The organism is Rhizobium sp. No.120 (assembly GCF_054558365.1).
Genome location: NZ_BAAJNQ010000041.1, coordinates 1 through 2,779, shown reverse-complemented (window position 1 = coordinate 2,779; position 2,779 = coordinate 1). Strand labels below are relative to the sequence as shown.

General features: G+C 56.7%; 6 protein-coding genes. All 6 read left to right on the top strand.

What is annotated here, in order from left to right; genetic code table 11:
* The first annotated feature begins 406 nt into the window (after window positions 1-406).
* The 6 genes from ACYJRZ_RS31805 (at window position 407) to ACYJRZ_RS31780 (ending at window position 2,438) form a co-directional block, all read left to right on the top strand.
* A complete protein-coding gene (locus tag ACYJRZ_RS31805) occupies window positions 407-616 on the top strand; it encodes a cold-shock protein (protein WP_025662430.1) in 210 nt (69 codons plus the stop codon).
* 122 nt (window positions 617-738) lie between these two features.
* Window positions 739-948 (top strand): hypothetical protein, encoded by a 210-nt coding sequence (locus ACYJRZ_RS31800; RefSeq protein ID WP_112423923.1) that lies wholly within the window; start codon window positions 739-741, stop codon window positions 946-948.
* Between the two features lie 46 nt (window positions 949-994).
* The gene (locus ACYJRZ_RS31795; protein ID WP_459465499.1) at window positions 995-1,342 is read left to right on the top strand and encodes a DUF6481 family protein; all 348 of its coding nucleotides are present in this window, start codon (window positions 995-997) and stop codon (window positions 1,340-1,342) included.
* Window positions 1,343-1,424: 82 nt separating this feature from the next.
* The gene (locus ACYJRZ_RS31790) at window positions 1,425-1,700 is read left to right on the top strand and encodes a hypothetical protein (RefSeq protein ID WP_112423921.1); all 276 of its coding nucleotides are present in this window, start codon (window positions 1,425-1,427) and stop codon (window positions 1,698-1,700) included.
* A gap of 121 nt (window positions 1,701-1,821) precedes the next feature.
* The gene (locus ACYJRZ_RS31785) at window positions 1,822-2,109 is read left to right on the top strand and encodes a hypothetical protein (protein ID WP_459465502.1); all 288 of its coding nucleotides are present in this window, start codon (window positions 1,822-1,824) and stop codon (window positions 2,107-2,109) included.
* Window positions 2,106-2,438, top strand: coding sequence for a YkgJ family cysteine cluster protein (locus ACYJRZ_RS31780; protein ID WP_459465497.1), 333 nt, complete (start codon window positions 2,106-2,108; stop codon window positions 2,436-2,438). The genes ACYJRZ_RS31785 and ACYJRZ_RS31780 overlap by 4 nt, the downstream gene beginning before the upstream one ends.
* Window positions 2,439-2,779 lie beyond the last annotated feature (341 nt).

Below are 2,779 nucleotides of genomic sequence, written 5' to 3'. Positions count from 1 at the left end.
ATTCGTCTGCTGGCGATAAGCAGAAGATAGCGCATTGCTGTGATATGTCCATCCTCGCGCGATCGCACACCGTGAGGAATTGGCCCAGGCAAGTAAGGAGCGCGCGGTTCCTAATAAGGCTTACGCTATCAACTTATTGGCAATCGGTACGGCGAGCGATCGCCTGCTACCGGGTGGCCGTGGCGGAATACAATCAAAGCGCGCAATATACGAATAGTGAAAACTAAACGTTGACGCCGCACCGTTTAGCCCGTATAGATCCGTTATCGATCTTTTGCTTGCCGAGCTTTGTCTACCGCGCGATTGGCACCGTGCTCTAAGCGAACTTCTCTTTCAAAAATAGTCGGTTTTACCTGCGTGGCATCCGCTTCGCAGTTCCTCACTCTATGCTTTGAAAGGGTTCATCATGACCACTGGCACAGTAAAATGGTTCAATTCCACCAAGGGCTTCGGCTTCATTCAGCCTGACAACGGTGGCGCTGACGCCTTCGTCCACATCTCGGCGGTCGAGCGCGCTGGGATGCGCGAACTCGTCGAAGGCCAGAAGATCGGCTTCGAGCTCGAGCGCGACATGAAGTCGGGCAAGATGTCGGCCACCAATCTGCAGGCTGCTTAAGTGATATCGGCTTCCCTTTGACCACGGATGTACTGGCATTGTCGGAAGCACGCTATCATCTGAGGCCAGGCAGTTCGCCTGGCCTTTTTCATTTCGGCCTATTGCCGACATCGGGGAACCCAATGACAGAGACATATAGTAAATCTCGCCAGCAGGCAGAGATCGCCTTCGGCAATGTCCAGACAGAGTTCTTTGCCAAGAATAATGCGATGGAGGAGCTCGAGTCGGCGGCGCAAGCACGCAATGCCAAGACTTTGCGGCTTCGAGAAGCTCGCCTCGCGAAGGAACAGGCCGAGCGGACGTCTGCAAAATCCACCCTGGTCGCCAAATGAGCAAAGGCAGGTTGGTCATCACGCCCGCCACCATTAGGATACGGATTTGACACGCCACGGAAATAAAGAACTTACCGATCGACGCGCAGCTGCCGCCGGCGCCAAGGCGTCCCTTCTCCAAGCGTACCGTGCCGCGAAAACAGCGGCCGAGCCTTCTCGACTTGCCAGGCAAGCCGAGCGGGTTTCGCTTGTCGAAGCTCGTGAAGCCCGCCATGTTGAACGGGACCGCTTGAAGCTTGTGGAGCGCACCCGGCTTGAGGCCGCAGCAGCGGCTGAAACCGAGGCGCGCAAGTCAGCCGAAAACATGCATCTCGCGCGGATTGTCGAAGACGAGGCCGCTCGCAAGGCCGAGCGAGACAGACGCTATGTCAATCGCAAGGCCAGGCAAGCGTAAGCCGTCAGGCGTCTTCCGTCCGACCAAGGATCTTTAGGACTGAGGCATCCGCGTCGAATTCACTCATGCTCTAGGAGCGACCGTGACCACTGATACAAAAGAACTACAGGCGATCAACACGGCTTGGCAAATCGCGATCCAGGAGATCCTGCGCATGGTCATCCGTGACATGTATCGCGCCGAGGGTGAGGCAGCGTTCAACACGCACATCAAGCGCATCGAAGAAGCGGCCGTCGATAGCATCTATACGGATCTAAGGCTCCGCGGCACGGACGAATGGACGGAAGTGCTGGTCAAGGAACGAGCCAGCAACTTCGTGACGACCCTTCTGACCTCCTTCACCTACGACCGGGCTTGATCAGGCGGCGCCAAAGGGCTGCGGTCTTTTTTGCTAATCAAGGAAAAAAATCATGTCGACAGACCAAAGCGGATCGCTTCCTGTTCCGAAAGAGAGAGTCGAGGCCAATTCGCGAGCCATTGTGGCATCGCTGACCCCGTCTCAGGTGCAAGCCCTGAAGCTCGCGAGAAGTGGAGATCTGCATTCTGCGGATGGCAGGTCTTGGACCCATCTTAACGCCGCCGTCACCTACGCAAGGTCGGATCGATTCAAAGAGCGTCCGATCAAAGTGAGGTCGTCCACCACGACGACGGTGGAGCGGCTAACGGAACTCGACCTCCTCAGGAACCTCGATGGAAGCAATGGGGAAGCACATTCGCCACGCACGATTACCATGGCGGGAAAGCTCTGGCTTCTCATGCACAAGTGACCCAGCTAAATTCGCCCTGCGACCTAACGGCAAGCGCACCATCTGCCGCCGAGATCGACTGCCAAACCTGTGGAGCATGCTGCTGTTTTTCATCCGAATGGCCAAGGTTCACGACAGAAGCCGACGATGACCTGGCTTTGATACCCCGTCACTATGTCGAAGCTGATCAGCGCGGCATGCGTTGCGAGGGATCGCGATGTTCAGCATTGTTGGGTGAGGTCGGGATAAACACGTCCTGTCTCGTGTACGAGGTGCGGCCAGACGTTTGTCGAGCTTGTGTTCCGGGTGACGAAGCATGCAGGATGGCGCGCGCCAAAGTCCGTTTCTAGCGTATGATGGAGGACCTAACTGCTGCGCGTATTCGTGACGGAGTTGGCTCAGGTTCGCTTAGCCGTCACGGACGACGGGGTGGTGTCTCTCATCGGAAATCAGTAGGCTACGGGCCTTTCCAGGCTCTGATAACCGATCCGCTTGGAACGACTGCCTTCACCAGCCGAGAAGCTAGGAAGCTGCCTTTTTCATTTGATCCTCCGGGAAAGCGGGTAATCTGGCGCGTCGTAAAGCGCTCGGATCTGATTGTGGTCGAAGCGCGCCTCATTTACTTCCAAAAGAGAGCCTCGCTGCTGCACGCCAGGCATGTCCTCGACCGCGAAGCGGAGTGCTTCGGCGG